Annotated in this window: 15 protein-coding genes; 7 read left to right on the top strand and 8 right to left on the bottom strand. The window is 58.1% G+C overall.

Translation table 11 applies throughout. From position 1 onward, the window contains the following. Positions 1-85 precede the first annotated feature (85 nt). The 7 genes from YY7_RS0101250 to YY7_RS50260 all read right to left on the bottom strand — a co-directional run bounded on the left by YY7_RS0101250 (position 86) and on the right by YY7_RS50260 (position 6,032). Positions 86-805 carry an ABC transporter ATP-binding protein gene (locus tag YY7_RS0101250; protein ID WP_028161638.1) on the bottom strand — a complete coding sequence of 240 codons (720 nt, stop codon included), beginning with the start codon at positions 803-805 and terminating at the stop codon, positions 86-88. Continuing rightward, on the bottom strand, positions 798-1,523 hold the full coding sequence (locus tag YY7_RS0101245) for an ABC transporter ATP-binding protein (RefSeq protein ID WP_028161637.1): 726 nt from the start codon (positions 1,521-1,523) through the stop codon (positions 798-800). The genes YY7_RS0101250 and YY7_RS0101245 overlap by 8 nt, the downstream gene beginning before the upstream one ends. Continuing rightward, the gene (locus YY7_RS0101240) at positions 1,520-2,497 is read right to left on the bottom strand and encodes a branched-chain amino acid ABC transporter permease (RefSeq protein ID WP_035688886.1); all 978 of its coding nucleotides are present in this window, start codon (positions 2,495-2,497) and stop codon (positions 1,520-1,522) included. Before YY7_RS0101240 ends, YY7_RS0101245 begins: the two co-directional genes overlap by 4 nt. Positions 2,498-2,534: 37 nt before the next feature. After that, positions 2,535-3,404, bottom strand: coding sequence for a branched-chain amino acid ABC transporter permease (locus YY7_RS0101235; RefSeq protein WP_028161635.1), 870 nt, complete (start codon positions 3,402-3,404; stop codon positions 2,535-2,537). A gap of 290 nt (positions 3,405-3,694) precedes the next feature. After that, a complete protein-coding gene (locus tag YY7_RS0101225) occupies positions 3,695-4,201 on the bottom strand; it encodes a flavin reductase family protein (RefSeq protein ID WP_028161633.1) in 507 nt (168 codons plus the stop codon). Between the two features lie 54 nt (positions 4,202-4,255). Then, entirely contained in the window at positions 4,256-4,627 is a 372-nt protein-coding gene (locus YY7_RS0101220) for a VOC family protein (protein WP_028161632.1), read from the bottom strand. Between the two features lie 445 nt (positions 4,628-5,072). After that, entirely contained in the window at positions 5,073-6,032 is a 960-nt protein-coding gene (locus YY7_RS50260) for a LysR family transcriptional regulator (RefSeq protein ID WP_051396424.1), read from the bottom strand. 242 nt (positions 6,033-6,274) lie between these two features. Between YY7_RS50260 and YY7_RS0101210 the strand changes: the two genes are divergently transcribed. Next, the gene (locus YY7_RS0101210; RefSeq protein WP_028161631.1) at positions 6,275-7,078 is read left to right on the top strand and encodes an AraC family transcriptional regulator; all 804 of its coding nucleotides are present in this window, start codon (positions 6,275-6,277) and stop codon (positions 7,076-7,078) included. 307 nt (positions 7,079-7,385) lie between these two features. Then, positions 7,386-8,012: an Lrp/AsnC family transcriptional regulator gene (locus YY7_RS0101205; protein WP_028161630.1), complete on the top strand. Its 627-nt coding sequence runs from the start codon at positions 7,386-7,388 to the stop codon at positions 8,010-8,012. A 296-nt stretch (positions 8,013-8,308) separates the two neighbouring features. On the opposite strand, the gene YY7_RS0101200 is transcribed toward YY7_RS0101205, so the two are convergent. Further along, positions 8,309-9,136, bottom strand: a complete 828-nt coding sequence (locus YY7_RS0101200) for an AraC family transcriptional regulator (protein ID WP_035688753.1) — start codon at positions 9,134-9,136, stop codon at positions 8,309-8,311. Positions 9,137-9,230: 94 nt separating this feature from the next. Here YY7_RS0101200 and YY7_RS0101195 point away from each other — a divergent pair, with 94 nt between their 5' ends. The 5 genes from YY7_RS0101195 to YY7_RS0101175 all read left to right on the top strand — a co-directional run bounded on the left by YY7_RS0101195 (position 9,231) and on the right by YY7_RS0101175 (position 13,951). Then, a complete protein-coding gene (locus YY7_RS0101195; protein ID WP_080663515.1) occupies positions 9,231-11,315 on the top strand; it encodes an FUSC family protein in 2,085 nt (694 codons plus the stop codon). Next, complete coding sequence (locus YY7_RS0101190; RefSeq protein ID WP_028161627.1) at positions 11,312-11,530, top strand: DUF1656 domain-containing protein; 219 nt, start codon at positions 11,312-11,314, stop codon at positions 11,528-11,530. The genes YY7_RS0101195 and YY7_RS0101190 overlap by 4 nt, the downstream gene beginning before the upstream one ends. Continuing rightward, complete coding sequence (locus YY7_RS50255) at positions 11,527-12,501, top strand: HlyD family secretion protein (protein ID WP_080663514.1); 975 nt, start codon at positions 11,527-11,529, stop codon at positions 12,499-12,501. The genes YY7_RS0101190 and YY7_RS50255 overlap by 4 nt, the downstream gene beginning before the upstream one ends. A gap of 524 nt (positions 12,502-13,025) precedes the next feature. Next, positions 13,026-13,688 (top strand): hypothetical protein, encoded by a 663-nt coding sequence (locus tag YY7_RS0101180; protein WP_028161626.1) that lies wholly within the window; start codon positions 13,026-13,028, stop codon positions 13,686-13,688. Further along, positions 13,685-13,951: an HGGxSTG domain-containing protein gene (locus YY7_RS0101175; protein WP_035688750.1), complete on the top strand. Its 267-nt coding sequence runs from the start codon at positions 13,685-13,687 to the stop codon at positions 13,949-13,951. The genes YY7_RS0101180 and YY7_RS0101175 overlap by 4 nt, the downstream gene beginning before the upstream one ends. Positions 13,952-14,096 lie beyond the last annotated feature (145 nt).

The raw sequence follows: 14,096 nt of genomic DNA, 5'->3' as shown, positions 1-14,096 counted from the left end.
TTCCGCCGACCTGCAAAGCCGGTTAGCCATGAAGGACAGAACCGGTCTCGTTGAGCGGCCTGATACCGGGAGGGCGAAACGCTCACTACATTCCGAGATATGCGCGCTGAATCTCGGAATTGTTCAGCAGTTCGTGGCTCGATCCGTGGAGTACGATAGAGCCGTTTTCCAGGACGTAGCCGCGATTGCTCAACGCGAGAGATTTTGCGACGTTTTGTTCGACCAACAACACCGTTATCCCTTGCTCGTGCAAGGACTTCACTACTCCAAACATCACGCCCGTCAAAGCGGGCGACAGTCCAATAGACGGCTCGTCGAACATGACTACTTCCGGCTTCGACATGATTGCGCGTCCAATAGCCAACATCTGCTGTTCGCCGCCGGATAACGTCCCGGCAAATTGTCGCCTACGCTCTCGAAGCCTCTCGAACAAGTGATAGACGAACTCGAGCGTTTCGAGGTGGTTGGCCTTCGCGCGCTTAAGCGATCCGCCCAGGAGCAGATTTTCTTCGACAGACAGGCTTCCAAAAATCTGTCGACCTTCGGCGACCTGCGCAATGCCGAGTTCGCAGATCTCCCACGGCGGCATCCCGGTAATCTCAACGCCGTTCATCTTCACGACACCACTCGAAGACGGAACGATGCCTGAGATTGATCTGATCAGCGAAGTCTTTCCCGCACCATTCGCACCCACGACACAGATCAACTCGCCCTTGTGGATCTGCAAGGATACGCCGTTCAAGGCATTCGATCCGTCGTATGCGACACAAAGCCCGTCGATCGATAAAAGCGCCTCGTCAAGCATGGAAGCCCGTCCCCAGATAGCTTTCAAGGACCCTCGGATCCGCGACCACCTCTCTAGGACTTCCTTCCGCGATTTTGGCGCCATGATGAAGCACTACGACGCTCGACGCGATTTCCATCACGATCCGCATAACGTGCTCGACGAGCAGGATCGTTAGTCCACTGTCGGCAAGTTTCTGCAGTACGCGGACCACTCCCGCAGCTTCGGTGGGTCGGAGGCCCGCCATTACCTCGTCCAGCAGCAGTAGTTTGGGTCGCGTCGATAGCGCTTTGGCCATCTCCAGCATTTTCCGGTCCGGCAGCGTCAGCTGGTCCGTCCTAGCATCCGCTTTGCCGGCGAGTCCAACGCTTTCGAGAGAATCGTATGCCTTCGATCTCGCCTCGTTTACGCTCTTGGTCCAGCTGAAGGCTCCGACCATTGCGTTCTCGAGTACTGACATATCCCGCATCGGTCGCACGATTTGGAATGTTCGCGCGATACCTATCCTGCAGACTATTTCAGGCGGTGTATTCTCGATCGAACGCCCCTCGAAGAACACCTGCCCACTGGTCGGCCTCATGGCGCCGGCAACGAGATTGAAACATGTCGTCTTTCCTGCCCCGTTCGGCCCGATCAGCGCGGTGATACTTCGGGCTTCCAGTGCGAAGCTCACGTCGTTCACCGCGACCAGCCCCCCGAACGATCGGGAGAGGTTCTTTACCTCGAGCAGACTTGTCATTTTTCGGCCCTCCTCGGTTGCGGGAGCCACACTCGGGACGGCACCTGAATTGCCTTGCAGAGCCGGACGATCGCCGGCCAAATGCCGTCGGGTAGGAACCAGATCACCAAAATCAGAACGATACCGTACGTAATATTGTTCAGCCCCGGGATCCGAAGACTGTCGCCGAGGGCGCTCATCAAATGGTTCAGAGGAATAGCCGTGAGCGATCCGACCAGCGGACCGAACGTCGTGCCTAAGCCGCCGACCACGGGCCCTATCAGGACGTCAACGGAGAGTCCCATGCCCATAATCGAATCTGGAAATATCGATCCTTGCACGAGTGCTAGAATTCCACCACCCACCGCCGCCGTCGCCGCCGATATCGAGATCACGAGGATTTTGTGCCGGAATGTGCGGACGCCGAGCGCGCGTGCAGCCCCGTCATCATCCCTCATTGCGCGCCAGACATATCCGAAATACGATCGCGAGATAAGTTCAGTTCCCACGATCCCTAGTGCCGCCAGAGCGAGAGCGATAAAGTAGTAGAAACGCGCATCTCCTCGAAGCATCGAGATTTCGATTGCGCCGGTTGGCGCAGGAAAGAACAGCCCCTGCATTGCGCCAACAAACTCCCAGCCACTGAACATAATCCTGGCGAACTCCGCGGCAGCAACCGTCAGCAGCGCGAAATAGATTCCGCGCACTTCGAACCGGAAACTCAACCACGCCAGCACCGCGCCGACGGATCCGGCAATGAACATTCCGACCAGAAGGCCTATCCACGGAGAAATGCCGTACTTTACATCGAGGACGCCCACTGAATAAGCGCCTAGGCCGACAAATAGGGCGTGACCGATCGATAGTTGCCCACCGATCCCGAGCATCAAATTCCAAGATTGCCCCAAGAAAGTGAAGAGCAATACAATCGTCATCAACGAGATGACGTACGGGCTTGCCAGAGCACCGACTAAAGCGAGGACAACGAAGAGCATTGATCCAGCGAGCCACCGTCCCATTTCAGTCGCACCATCAAATCTCTTTTGCACCAAAAAGCCCTCTCGGACGGAAAATCAGGATGATGATCAGGAGCGCATAAGGAAGCGCCGTCTTCATCGACGGAGCGAACATCAACGCCGCGATTGCCTCGGCGACGCCGATCACCAATCCACCCAAGAGTGCTCCACTGAAGCTGCCGAGGCCGCCGACGATAACCGTCACGAAAGCCAGCAGAGTAAAGTCGACAGCTAGATATGGTTGGGCGTCGAACAAAGGAGATATCAATGCGCCGGCTACGCCCGCGCAGGCCGCTCCGACACCAAAGGTCACCGCATAGACCCGAGGAATGTTTAACCCCACGATCAGGCCGCCCAACCGATTGTCTGCGGACGCTCGCAAAGACCGACCGAACGATGAAAACTTCAGATACGCTCCTAACAAGGCAATGAGCAGGCCCGCAGTCGCCGCCGCTTGAAGTCTCGCCAGGTCCAATGTCACGAAACCGAGCGATACGGTTTGAAACGACAGCTGAGAAGGAGTCGGGCGCGGATCCGGTCCGAACGCCACCAGCAGCGCGCCGCTGAAGAGCAGCGACAGACCGATGAAAACAATGAACTGATAGTGATGGGGCCGGTTGACGAACCGCTTTACGATCAGGGTTTCCAAAAAGTATCCGAAGACGAACATCACGACCGCCGCGATTGCGGCCGCGACAATGATTGGAACGTCCCAAAGGCGGACCGCCCAATAGCCGATGTAGACGCCGAAGACGACCATCTCCCCGTGCGCGAAGTTGACGACCCGCATGACGCCAAAAATGATGGTCAGGCCGAGCGCCACGAGGCCGTAGACGAGACCGAGCAGAATGCCACTCGCGAGAACATTGAGCCAAAGCGACAACATTAGCGGACACTGAATGGTACGAGTGGATACCGCGGCTTGAATACGGCGATGCTCAAACCCGCGACGACTTGCGGCTGGCTTCCCTTCGCTTGAATCGAACCGACTCTGGCGTTGTTGCTGTGGCCGCCTTCGTCGACGTCTATCGTCCCCCCGTACATCAGAATTGGCTCCATGTTGGTCGACTTGATGGATGATCTCCCGCGGATAACCGCGTTCGCGACGATCTGCATGCTTCGAACGCAGATCCCGGGCTCGGGCCCGACATAAGAAGGGTACTCGCCGGCGGTCGCTTAGCGCTTAGGTACAGTGAATTCGCCATTCACATAGACAAGAGGTTCGAGATCAGCGTTTGTCGCCTGTGCAACCACCTCGCCGATGAAAATCGTATGACTTCCAGCGTCGTACGAATCGGAAACCCGGCAATCAAAGCTACAAATTGCCTGGATGAGACTTGGCGCTCCCGTAGCGAGTTCGCGCCACACACCTTCGCTGAAACGTATATCGCCTTTGCTCCCGTCTTGCCCCGCGAATTTCTGCGCCAGCGCAACGTGATCTGCCGCGAGGATATTCCAACAGAATGATCTGCTCTGCTTTATCGTATCGTGGGCGCCAGCCGACTTATTGACGCAGACGAGCACGCTCGATGGCTCGGTCGACAACGAACAGCCCGCTGTCAGCGTCAAGCCGTGCCTGCCCGGCTGCGTACCCGTAGTTACGATAGACACGGCGCCCGGCACATTGCGCATTGCGCTGCGGAATTCTGTGCTGCTGAACACCGGGGTTTCTTGACTAGGCATAGGCGACACTCGGAAGTTCATGGTGATAAATAGCCCCGTCACATAGAACTGAAGTCATTCAGAGGGTTGATCTGACGCCCTACTCGCGACTTGAATGAGCTGGATCGTATTATGTTGCGGGTCCCTGAAATGGGCCACCCGGCCATGCGCTCCCATATCCCGGACTTCACCAAGCACCTCAGCCCCCTCCGCCCGCGCGCGTTCGACAGCCATTTCCAAATCATCCACCTCGAATACGAGGACCGCATTGTGAGACTGCTCGGACACGGATTCAGCCGGGCTTGCGATACAAAAGGCAGCTTTCTCTCCTACGAATTGGATCCACTTGCCACGGTCAGCGAAGCGGATCGTCAATCCGAGAGCCTCGTAGAACTTGGCTAACCCTTCGGGTTCGACGGCAGTAAGATAGACTTGCTTAAGCTTCACTTTCTCACTCCCGATTCCGAACGGGCCGTCGATCTGCGATCTCTGAAAACTTCAATCGTCCTGCAATTGTGACGCCGCTTTCTCAGCATTAATGCTCAAACAGTTTGTCGCCCACCTAGCTGATCAGCATTTTATGCCGCAGCACACAGACTTTAGCATCATTACGCACCGGCGCGCGCGGCGAGCGGAGGCGATTTATCTCTGCTGGGTTTCGACCTGTTTCGATCGCAAATGCGCTTGCCATACTTGATGTCATCGCATCGCCGGCCATCTCGATGCTGTTCCCTGGACACTTATCGATGCTTCCTGCTCTTGGACTGAGCAAATCGTCATTGCTTTGTGCAGTACGCGCCTATTTTTTCGACTTCTCACGCACCAACGCGAACAAAGCGGAACATGCCAGCGACCCCAACCACATCCTGTCGAACCAGAACGTCGTGCAACTTCATACGCTGAAAGCCGGAGTGCTTCGGTCGCTTCCTTGGTCTCGACCTTCGCCTGGATCCGCGGAAAGCAAAGCGCGAATTTCTCGTAGCTCCTGCAGGATGAAATTCAGGACCGCGCGCGTACGTGGCGCAAGATGCCGGCGCGAGGAGTAGACCAGGCTGAACGGAATGTTCGGAGACGGGAAGTTGTTCAGCACACGGACGAGCTGGCCGCTGCGCAAATCGTCGAACACGTCGACCAGCGCGAGATGGGCAATCCCGTATCCGCTTCGTGCAGCCAGATGCACGGCGCTCGCGTCATTGGCGAGAAATCCGCCCGACACGCGAAATTGCTGGGCCCCCTCATTGGTCACGAACGTCCACATGTCGGAGTTCTGGTTGCTGGCGTGGACGATGCAGGTGTGCTGCGCAAGTTCCGCGGGCAAGCAAGGCTCGCCGTGCTTTTCGATATAGCTGGGCGCGGCCACGGCAACGCGTGAAAATGTGCCGGCGTGACGAACAATCAATGATGCATCTGATATCTCGCCAAGACGCATCGCAAGATCGAGACGCTCTTCGATCATGTCGCCGATTCGATCGCTCACCACCAATTCGACCTTCAGCCCCGGGTGATCCGCCAGTAACTCGGGCAGACGTTGCGCCAGAAAGCGACCAGCGGTACCCGTCACGCCAACCCGGACCAATCCGATGGGAGAGGTACTCTGTCGTCCCACAGCCGTCAGCATATCCTCGACGCCGTCCAATATCGGTCTTGCAAGGACGACAAGCATCTGTCCGTCATCGGTGAGGCTGATCTTTCGCGTAGTGCGATGGAATAAGCGAACGCCAAAACGCTCTTCGAGCTGCGAAATCTGGCGGGCGACCGCAGCCTGGCTTACGTCGCGCTCGCGCGCCACGGCCGAGAACGAAAGAACTTCCGCTACGCGTACGAAAATGCCGAGGCTACCGAGAAGGTCCATCGCTCGTATACCTGTTCTAAGGCCCCGGTACCTTCAGACGCGCTTTCTCGAGCCCTTCCTCAAGAGAGAACAGTTTTCCACTGAGCTCACTTTGCAATTGAAGATTCGAATTGACCATTCGGGAAATAAGAACGCGCATTTGCATCTTGCCTCAATAGATGGCGCTATTCCCTACACTTCCGCAGCGGCGAAAGGACTAAGTTACCTTGCCAAATCATCTCCAAATATCGACAATTGCGGACATGACCGTGCAGTTGGGTTTTTCTGAATTCGATCCGGACGATTGTCCCGTCGCGGCCACTGCCGTTCGAATGGACGTCTTAGATAACGATAACGAGACGCCGATCCACAGTCACAGAAAAGGTCAGCTCGTTTTGGCACTCCGTGGTGGAATCACCTGCGACGTTCCAGGCACTCGCTGGATAGTACCTCCGCAGTCCGGCGTGTGGATCCCGGGCGGCCTTGAGCACAGCAACAAGGCAACAGCAAACGCGATGATTTGCCTTCTGTTCGTCGAGCCGGATTCAGCGGCCCTTCCGGAAAGATGCTGCACATTGTCGATCAGCCCGATGGTCCGCGAGATGATTCTCCGGCTCGCGGTCATGCCGCGACATTATGATCCTGACAGTCATTGTGGTCGGCTTGCCAGAGTTCTGCTTGATGAATTGACCGTCCAGCCGGTCGAGGATCTTTCGCTGCCCATTTCCGGTAACCCAAAACTTCAGCTCATAGCCGACGCTCTGACCAGAACTCCAGCCGATAGATCTTCATTGGCTGGATGGGCCGATCGTGTAGCGATGAGCGAACGATCGCTTTCTCGGCTGGTCGAGCGGGAGACAGGTCTGACCTTCGGACGCTGGCGACAGCAAATACACCTAATGGTCGCGTTGCGGGAACTCTCCGGTGGCGCGATGGTCCACCAGGTTGCAGCCACGTTGGGCTACGGCTCTACCACTGCATTCATTACGATGTTCAAGAAGGCTCTGGGGAGATCTCCTGCCAAATACTTTCAAGAACGCTCCGAGCAGGCGTCAGTGGCAGATTAAGACGATTGCTTTTTATTTCTTCTATCGGTCGCAGGATCCGCCTTTTGTGTTCGGACTCTAGCCGTTCGGTCGCAGGCGTTTGAGCACGCACACTTGTTTTCGAGTGGACGGCATCCCGCCACGGGTTGCCTCATGCCTGCACGGCCAGCCCTGAGAAATTGACGGTTTTTCGATATAAGTCGTCATTTTGTCGAAATTTCACGGTCGCAACTGCGGTTAGCATCTCTGTCATCGAGATGTCACCACGCGGGATAACGCGCGGGGCCGGGCCTCGATAAAGCTACCGCTTGCCCTGGGAGAAGACGAGATGACAACCACGGCTCTCGACAGGATCGACATAAAGATTCTGAATGAACTGCAGCAGAACGCCGACCTGACCAACGTCGAGCTTGCTTCCCGCGTCAATCTTTCACCGTCGCCCTGCCTCGCCCGAGTTCGTACGCTTGAAAAGCTCGGGGTGATAGATCGACGAATTGCCGTACTGGATCCGGCGGTCCTCGGCATCTGCGTTACCGCCTTCATCCAAGTCAAGCTTGAAAAGCAAGTCCAGCTATCACTTGAGAACTTCACGCGCACAATTGATCGCTTGAGCCAAGTGATGGAGTGTTACCTGATGACGGGAGACAGCGACTATCTTCTCCGCGTGATGGTGCCCGACATCGAGGCTCTTGAAGACCTCATCGTCAACAAGCTCTCGCGCATACCGGGTGTTTCGAGCATTCGTTCAAACTTGGCTTTGAAGCGGATTTCTCACAAGACGGTACTTCCTATCGACTCAAACCAGCCAGTTCAGATCAAGTCGTGCAACCTGGCTTCCAAGCGCATCGAGAGGCCGGCTAAGCCACAATACGACGCAGCCCCTCAGACGAGGATCGACGCGGGCATGAGCATCGAGACGTCGCGCACCCTTGATCATAATGCAGCCAGCTTTTAGCGACATCGTCAATCCATCGCTTCAAAGGTCTGTCCGGATTCGGGATCGAGATCGTTCGAAACGAAGAACTTTGATTTCAATCCTCAGGGGAAGTGATCTTAAAAGACGGCTGGTCGCCTCATCGGCAATCTTTGACGGTGCTCGATCGACCGAGCAACCTAGTGACGGAGTGCGATCGGGAACATTCCTCGTTCGTGCGATTGGCTGGCGGCCGTCGTTGAAGATATCTCGATGCCGGAAAGAGCGCTCGATCTCGTGCTTCGCGCTCGGCACCGGATCTCTCGCCGCTGCAGGATCTAGTTGAACTGCGGTTCCGCCGCCCCTTCGCCCCGCTTGTTGACGCGATCGGAAAAATACCGCGCCGGCGATTTGCCGAGCGCCTTCTTGAACATTGTTATAAATGCGCTAACGGAATCGTAGCCGAGAACTTCAGATACCGATTGCACAGACTCTCCCGCGGATAACCGCTGAAGAGCGATTATGATGTGGAGTTGTTGACGCCAGCGACTGAACGTCATGCCGGTCTCGGCGACGACGAGGCGCATGAGCGTCCGTTCGCCGAGCGCAATGGCCTCGCCCCATTCTGCTACGGTGCGGCGATCCGCAGGATTTTCCATCAAGGCATCGGCGATCGCGCGTAGTTTTGAGTGGCGCGTAACTGGAAGATGCAATTGCTCGGTCGGCATCTCGATGAGCTCGTTCAGCAGAACCACGACGATCTGAGCCGTTGGTCCTTCCGGATTATAGAGGGGCGGCAGCGTCGCCAAGCGATGGATTAGTTCGTGCAGAAGAGGGGTGATCGACAGCGTGCAGCACTCCTTCGGAACGGATGCCGCATTCATGTCTACGTATAGGAAATAGATGCTGGCATTGGCGGTCGCTCGATTGCTGTGCGGCATGCCGCCGGGGATCCAGACGCCGCATCGCGGAGGCACCATCCAAAGTCCACTGGGGGCCTCGCACGTCACGCCACCGCGGTGCGCCAAAACCAACTGTCCTTTCCGATGTGTGTGGATCGGAACTTCGTCTTCCTTCTCCTGAGTATCGACCATGAGCGCAGCGACCGGACGGTCCAGCGCGTCCGGATCCAATTCACGGTAGTATTGGAGGAGAGAGCCACGCATTGTCATAACTTAGCAATTATTTGGCAAAGTGGCGAAATTCCTGGCGCGCTGCAAGTCCTATCGTTCGGGTGCTTCACGGACCCGGCGTAGAACCATGACACGAATCACTCTGTCCCGAATTTTCGGAGACATCGCATTTCCAGGTACCCTCGACCCCAAGTGGGCGCTGCTATCGGCCAATTCGTTCATTGCGGCGATGCTCGCAATTTATCTGGCGTTTCGTCTCGGCCTACAGAGACCCTACTGGGCAATGCTCACCGTCTATCTTACTGCCCAACCACTCGCCGGCGCGGTCCGTTCACGGGCCGTTTACCGTCTGCTCGGCACACTGCTCGGCGCCTGCGCCGCCGTGGCGCTTGTTCCGATCTTGGTCGATCAGCCGACCTTGATGACCGTTGCCATCACGGGCTGGGCAGCGTTCTGTCTGTACGTCTCCCTTCAAGACCGGACTCCCCGCAGTTACGCCTTCATGCTGGCGGGATACACGGCGACGACCGTCGCGTTCTCAAGCGTAGCTGCTCCTGATTTGGTTTTCGACGTCGCCTTGGCACGCGTCGAGGAAATCGCGCTCGGGATCTGCTGTGCAACAGTCGTCCATACGCTGCTGTTTCCGAGCGATGTCACAGGCGCCCTGACCAAGGCAATCGATGCTGCGGTTCGTGATGCATTCGCTTGGACGGCGGATGTCTTGCTGGATCACACTCCAACGCAAGGAAACTCCGCGCGCTGGCGGTTGGCCGCTGACATCACCCACTTCGAAGTGCTATCAACCCACCTCAGCTACGACACAGCCGCGACAAAGCCAGAGCTATGGGCGATTCGTGCCTTGCAGGACAAGCTCGCGCTCGTGCTGCCCATGCTAACGGCGATCGAAGATAGGCTCGCTGCGCTCGGCGAGCGACGCACGCCGGAATTGGATCAACTTCTCTCGCAACTCGGCGAATGGGCGCGCGATCCAATTGATTCGCGGCTGAGCGCGACCGAGTTGCTCCGCCGATGCGCGGAATTTGACGCTGCACTGCCCGCTGCGCAAGACGAATGCGAAAGGCTTCTCGCATCCAGCATGATCGCCAAGTCGGCGGCGTTAATCGAAGCACTGGCTGCAACCCACGAACTGTCCGCGATCATCCATGGATCGCAAGTTACTTCCAACCCGACAACGGCATCTCGCCCGAAAGTCCGCCGCGCCAAGAGAACTCTCCATCGTGACCAGGGGCTCGCTGCCTTGTCCGTCGTCGCTCTTTTCGCGGCCGTGCTTGGCTGCAGCGCCGTTTGGATCGCAACCGCCTGGCCGGAAGGTGGCATCGCCGTGCAGATAGCCACGATCGCCGCAGCGCTCTACAGCAGCCTCGACGATCCCGCTCCGACCCTGATGTCCTATACGATCTGGACAGTGGCGTCGCTGCCGATCGCGGCCATCTACCTGTTTCTGATCTTCCCAGCGATCGACGGATTTCCAATGTTAGTAGCCGCGCTGGCTCCGCCGTTCCTCATCATCGGTTATCTGCAGGCCAATCCGCGCCACATCCTCAAAGCGTTGGCCCTCGGCCTCGGTCTGATCGGGGCGCTTGATCTTCAAAACAGGTTCTCGGCCGACTTCGCTTCGTTCGCCAACACCAATGCCGCCTCACTCATCGGCCTCATTGCCGCCTTCCTGGCCGTCCGCACATTCCGCTCGGTGACCGCGAAGCACGCTGCGAGACGCCTAATCCGGCACGGATGGGTCGACCTGGCGATCCTCGCCGGCGCCCGCCGACCGATGAGCCGAGAGCGGTGGGTGGGCGTGATGCTCGACCGTCTCGGCCTGGTCATTCCAAGATTGGCGCTATCCGGCGCGGATGTAGAGGCAGAAGCCGGCCGCTCGCTGGCCGCGCTGCAGATGGGCCTGGACTTGCTCGACTTAAAGTCGAGCGTGGTGAGCGTTAACGGCCAGCGGAGCACGACTCTCGGAGATCTCCCCGCTAAGCTGTCGCACGCCTTCCGACGGTTTGCGTCGGGGGACAGCGAGCTTCATCCAACCGAGGCACAGGCGCTGCTCGCGGCGATCGATGTGGAGCTGCGCCAGCATTGCAAATCGGACGCCGCAATCCAACGAACACGGCTGCCCGCATTAGTCGGCCTACGTCGCGTGCTCTTCCCGAATGCGCCAGCTCCAACTTTTGATGAAGTTGCGCAATGAACGAAGAGATCAACATCGCAGGTGTGTTCGTGCCGACCTTTGTCGTCGCCTGCGTCTTCGCGCTGGGGCTCGGGATCACTTTATCCGCAGTGCTCAAGAGATTCGTTTCGTCAGGGATCAAGAGCTTCGCGTGGCACCCGGCGCTATTCGAATTCGCGATCTTCGCGATCCTCGTCGATATATCCTACACTTTCTTGGGGAAGTTGCTGCCATGACCGGGAGAGGCTCGATTCTGCCGCGCATCTTTGTCACCACGTTGGTTCTCACCATTGCGGCACCGGTCGCCATCGGCATGTGGGACCACTACGAAGAAGCTCCCTGGACGCGGGACGGCCACGTCAGGGCCGACGTTGTCGTCGTCGCTCCGGACGTTTCCGGCCTGGTCGAGGAAGTTCTGATCAAAGATAATCAGGCGGTTCGCAAAGGGGACGTCCTACTTCGATTGGATCCGGAGCGATTTCGTCTGGCGGTCCGACAGGCAGAGGCTGTGGTGGCAAACCGGGAAGCCGCCCTTGAGAGAGCCGCGAGCGATCGCACCCGCTATGAAAAGCTGAGCGATGGGGTCATCTCTCAACAGCAGCGCGAGACGGTCCGCGCCGCAGATCTTCAGGCCAAGGCTGCCTATAATCAGGCCCTAGCGGATTTGGATGTCGCACGTCTCAATCTGACCCGATCTGAGATCCGCGCCCCAGTAAATGGTCACGTGACAAACTTCGATCTGCGTCCAGGTTCCTACCTTCCGGCGGGTCGAGGCATCATGGCTTTGATCGAGACCGACACGGTGCGCGTCGAAGGCTACTTTGAGGAGACGAAACTCGCACGCATCCATGTGGGCGATGCTGCCGATGTCAGGTTGATGGGCGGTTCGATCCTGAGAGGAAAAGTTGATAGCATCGCCCGCGGAATCGAAGATCGTGAACGAAGTTCGGGTGCGAGCATGCTTGCCAATATCAATCCGACCTTCTCATGGGTCAGGCTCGCTCAGCGCATTCCCGTCCGGATCAAGCTCGACGTGAATGACAATGCGGATGAATTGATCGTCGGGCGAACCGTCACCGTTCAGATCGACAGCGACACCGGTCTCAATCCAGTGGTCACGTCAATGCTCGGGTCGGGTATCTCGCGCCTTTTGCGGGTGTTCGATCGGGAAGACGGTCTCGGGCGATCAGCAGCGCGTAAGCTTTGAACGAACCTACTGGCGCAATCGTACAAAGTCGTACTCCAGCGTGGAAAGGCGCAGCATGGCGCGCCACTCAGAATAAAACTGCGAACTCTTATGTAATTCAGATTGCAGTATAATGCTCCTAGGCGCCCCGCGGGAATATTCATATGCAGGTCGGCCATGCAACTCGATACCCGCTATCGTGCGTATCGCACCGTGCCTTTGCGGGTGACGTCGGAGAACTCCCCTTCGAAGGTGCGCGCTCTCAAATATCGAAAACAACCCCATGCAAAGATGCAGGCGGCAGCTAGCGCTGGAATAGCACCTTGACACGTCGGGCAAATCAGGGGCATTCCTTGATCATTCCGCAATCTTGTAAACGCCCGTCGGTCCGCGAGTAGCGGGCGCATCGGTTGCGACCTGCGGTCCAAGAATCCTCACCCGCATCCTCATCCACAATTGAAATTGCACCGGCTCCGCGCGGTGAACCATGACTGCGCGTGGCCGAACCGCGCCCGCTTGCCGCGCGCATGCCAGGGAGTTTCGACATGAACACCGCCCCAAGCCTCGCCATGCCAAACATGATCGCCGCAACCGACCCCACCAAAGCTGCCGCCGCCCCGCGGATAAGGCTCTCGTCGCAGGGATTCTCCATCGAGCATCCCGATCCGGAGCTCGGCGAACAACTCATGGCGAACGCGCTGGGGGCAACCGATCGCGACGCGATGGATGGCATCCTCCGGCAATTGGTCAGGGCCAGCGTGAGCGGCGGGAGCGCCGACGAGGTCAACCTCTCCTTCATGATTTCGATGGTGAAGAGCATTCGCCCAAGAGATTCCGTCGAGGCCATGCTGGTGGCGCAGATGGTTTCGGTTCATGTGATGGCGATGCGATGTGCCCATCACCTCGCCAGCTCTGACGACCTCGCCCAGCACGACAGCGCCGCGCGCGCCTTGGGCAGGCTCGCCCGCACGTTTCCCGCCCAGATCGATGCGCTGAGCCGCTACCGAAGCCATGGCGAGCCCGCCATCACCGTGCAGAACGTGAAGGTGGAGGACGGCGGCAAGGCCATTGTCGGCAACGTCACGCAGCATGCGAGCGTGATCGTTTCGGACAAGAATCGGGCCTCCGCCGCGCGGAAGGCGCCGAAGGCTGCTGGCTCCAAGCGACGGCGCGATTCCGCTGTCGCCAAGCGGGACGCACAGCCATGAGCGATCACATCAGAAATACCGGCCCGATGCTGGCGAGCCCACGGTGTGGCGCCAAAACCCGCACCAGTAGCGCCTGCCGCTCGCCGGCGGTGCACGGCAAAAAGCGCTGCCGCATGCACGGCGGCGCACAGGGATCCGGCGCGCCAACGGCAAACCAGAACGCCCGCAAGCACGGCCTGTTCACCAGAGATGCGATCGCCGAGCGAAGGCGGATTAGCGCGTTGTTGGGTGAAGCGCGGAAGTTGCTGCAAGCGATTGAATGATCGTCTTTCGCAGCAGCGCGCAAACCAAAAGAAATCGGCGATGCCGGGAAGGAATCCCTGCCATTCAAGCCGAGCCACGGATCAAAGTCATCGAGTGGCTCAAGATGATGGGGAACCGGCCGGCGCAAGCCGCCGACCCAAATGA

It is taken from the genome of Bradyrhizobium elkanii WSM2783, from assembly GCF_000472865.1.
In the GTDB taxonomy this organism is placed as follows: Bacteria; Pseudomonadota; Alphaproteobacteria; order Rhizobiales; family Xanthobacteraceae; genus Bradyrhizobium; species Bradyrhizobium elkanii_A.
The sequence above is the reverse complement of the archived record's forward strand: the minus strand, read 5'-3'. Positions and strand labels throughout refer to the sequence as shown.

Coding starts and splice junctions, on each gene's coding strand:
- YY7_RS0101250 (WP_028161638.1), bottom strand. CDS start 805: ATGCTTGACGAGGCGCTTTTATCGATCGACGGGCTTTGTGTCGCATAC.
- YY7_RS0101245 (WP_028161637.1), bottom strand. CDS start 1,523: ATGACAAGTCTGCTCGAGGTAAAGAACCTCTCCCGATCGTTCGGGGGG.
- YY7_RS0101240 (WP_035688886.1), bottom strand. CDS start 2,497: ATGCTCTTCGTTGTCCTCGCTTTAGTCGGTGCTCTGGCAAGCCCGTAC.
- YY7_RS0101235 (WP_028161635.1), bottom strand. CDS start 3,404: ATGTTGTCGCTTTGGCTCAATGTTCTCGCGAGTGGCATTCTGCTCGGT.
- YY7_RS0101225 (WP_028161633.1), bottom strand. CDS start 4,201: ATGCCTAGTCAAGAAACCCCGGTGTTCAGCAGCACAGAATTCCGCAGC.
- YY7_RS50260 (WP_051396424.1), bottom strand. CDS start 6,032: ATGGACCTTCTCGGTAGCCTCGGCATTTTCGTACGCGTAGCGGAAGTT.
- YY7_RS0101210 (WP_028161631.1), top strand. CDS start 6,275: ATGACCGTGCAGTTGGGTTTTTCTGAATTCGATCCGGACGATTGTCCC.
- YY7_RS0101205 (WP_028161630.1), top strand. CDS start 7,386: ATGACAACCACGGCTCTCGACAGGATCGACATAAAGATTCTGAATGAA.
- YY7_RS0101200 (WP_035688753.1), bottom strand. CDS start 9,136: ATGCGTGGCTCTCTCCTCCAATACTACCGTGAATTGGATCCGGACGCG.
- YY7_RS0101195 (WP_080663515.1), top strand. CDS start 9,231: ATGACACGAATCACTCTGTCCCGAATTTTCGGAGACATCGCATTTCCA.
- YY7_RS0101190 (WP_028161627.1), top strand. CDS start 11,312: ATGAACGAAGAGATCAACATCGCAGGTGTGTTCGTGCCGACCTTTGTC.
- YY7_RS50255 (WP_080663514.1), top strand. CDS start 11,527: ATGACCGGGAGAGGCTCGATTCTGCCGCGCATCTTTGTCACCACGTTG.
- YY7_RS0101180 (WP_028161626.1), top strand. CDS start 13,026: ATGAACACCGCCCCAAGCCTCGCCATGCCAAACATGATCGCCGCAACC.
- YY7_RS0101175 (WP_035688750.1), top strand. CDS start 13,685: ATGAGCGATCACATCAGAAATACCGGCCCGATGCTGGCGAGCCCACGG.